Annotated in this window: 3 protein-coding genes; all 3 read left to right on the forward strand. The window is 64.7% G+C overall.

Translation table 11 applies throughout. The features are described from left to right. The first annotated feature begins 105 nt into the window (after positions 1–105). Positions 106–768 carry a helix-turn-helix domain-containing protein gene (locus OXC99_03845; protein ID MCY4624121.1) on the forward strand — a complete coding sequence of 221 codons (663 nt, stop codon included), beginning with the start codon at positions 106–108 and terminating at the stop codon, positions 766–768. 221 nt (positions 769–989) lie between these two features. Beyond that, positions 990–1166 carry a hypothetical protein gene (locus OXC99_03850; GenBank protein MCY4624122.1) on the forward strand — a complete coding sequence of 59 codons (177 nt, stop codon included), beginning with the start codon at positions 990–992 and terminating at the stop codon, positions 1164–1166. Between the two features lie 371 nt (positions 1167–1537). Continuing rightward, the coding region (locus OXC99_03855) for a sel1 repeat family protein (GenBank protein MCY4624123.1) at positions 1538–1767 on the forward strand (230 nt) is incomplete at its 3' end.

Consider the following 1767-nt stretch of genomic DNA (forward strand, 5'->3'; position numbering starts at 1 on the left):
GATGGGTGTTGGTCGGGGCACCTCGTATCAAATGACACTGGTTTCGATTGGTGTCACGCCGCCGCCTGACACTCATAATGCCGCCGTGACACCAATTCAGGCCCTGTGACCGACACCAACGGTGGAACCCGCGACGTGGCGCGCTGGCTGCGCGAGAACAGCAGGCGTCCGCGACAGGCGGCGGAGCTCTGGTCCCTGCTGCGCGACGACGCGCACCCGGACACCGGACAAATCACGCTCACGCGCGATCAGATCGCCACGCGGCTCGACGTCGCTCCGGGCAACGTCTCGAGAATCATGACCGAGCTCGAGTGGAGCGGAGCCATCGCGCGGCGGCGCGATGGCCGCCGGGTGCGCTGCTTCATCGCCTCCCCCACGGGGACGGAGACGGCCGGCGGGTCTGAACCGGAGGAAACACAGGGCGAGCCTGCCGTGGCGCCCGCCGCCCGGCCCGATCCCGAGGTCGCGATCGCGCGAGCGGTAGCCAGGAGCAAGACAGCCGAAGCGGCACGGGACAGCGCGGAGAAACGCGCCGACGATCTCGAGGCCAGGCTCGAGGAGACAATCCAGGTTCTGGGCCGCTGGCGCGAGCGGGCCGAACGGGCCGAGAAGGCCGAGGACGAGCTACGGCGACATAAGCTGGCGCGGCGGCGGAACAGGGCTCTGGCCGCCATCCTGATCCTGGCCCTTGCGGCAGGGGCCGGAGCCTGGTGGGCAGGCGAACTCGAGGTGCTCGACGAGGTTTTCCAGACCTGGAGCACCGGCTGAAACGCCAGGGCAGCAGAATTTCTGATGCGCTGACAGAAGCGGGCCGGAAGCTGCTCGAGATCTCGGTCCCGACTTCTTGTGAGCGTCGCCCGGCGCGCATCCAGCAATCTGTGTGAGATTGCGCCCCCGCCGTGGTCTAATCGGACGGGTGCTTGAGGGCTATCACGGGCGAGCAGGAGGGCGGCCACGCCCGGGGACTTGGTAGAATAGGAGGGTGTGTGATGAGACGGGCCGAGCGCGGCGGCAAAAGTGTTTATCTGGACGTTGGGATCTGGTGGAACGAAGACCAGAAAAGCATCCACATGACCGTGAAGGATGCTCCTTGGTTCCATACCACCGTCAGCGAAGACCCAAAGGGGAAGCGTGGACATCCCAATCTGTTTCCTGCTTATCCATGAAAGTCCGCTCACCGATGCCTTGTTCCTGCTCGTGTCTAAGTCCGACGAGGTCACAACGACGTAGGCGGGAGTTGCACGGTGCGGACTCGGATATGGCACAGCGACTGGAAACCGCGATGGCTCATACGTTGTGTCTCAGTAACCTTGCTGAGCTTCATGGATAAGCAGGATCTGTTTTACAAGCTGGCGAGGTGCTTAAGAGCTGTCGACGCCCCCCCCCCATCCACCAATCGCGGATGCGGACGACGCCCGAGGGCTCGCAGCAACGCCCGGGGGCATCCAGGCCGCCGGGCGGGGTGCCGGCAAATCCCCCGCCCGGCGGCCGCACGTTGCCATAAAGGACATCATGTAAATTTCTTTAGAGACTGCCCATGACAATTCGTCCCCTTCTCCTGGCGCTCACGCTGCTGATCCTGCCCCTTTCACCCGCGAATGGACAGGACTGGCAGACAGCCGGTGAGGCCTATGATCGCGGGGACTACCCCCAAGCCGCGGAACTGGCCCGTCCGCTTGCCGAACAGGGGCACGCTACGGCGCAGTACACGCTCGGCTACATGTATTACGCCGGCAAGGGCGTGCCACAGGACCATGCGGAAGCCGC

The organism is Chloroflexota bacterium (assembly GCA_026713825.1).
Taxonomy (GTDB): Bacteria; Chloroflexota; Dehalococcoidia; order Lucifugimonadales; family UBA1127; genus UBA1127.

Excerpts from the sequence above, each read along its gene's own strand:
- OXC99_03850 (MCY4624122.1), top strand. The coding sequence starts at position 990 with ATGAGACGGGCCGAGCGCGGCGGCAAAAGTGTTTATCTGGACGTTGGG.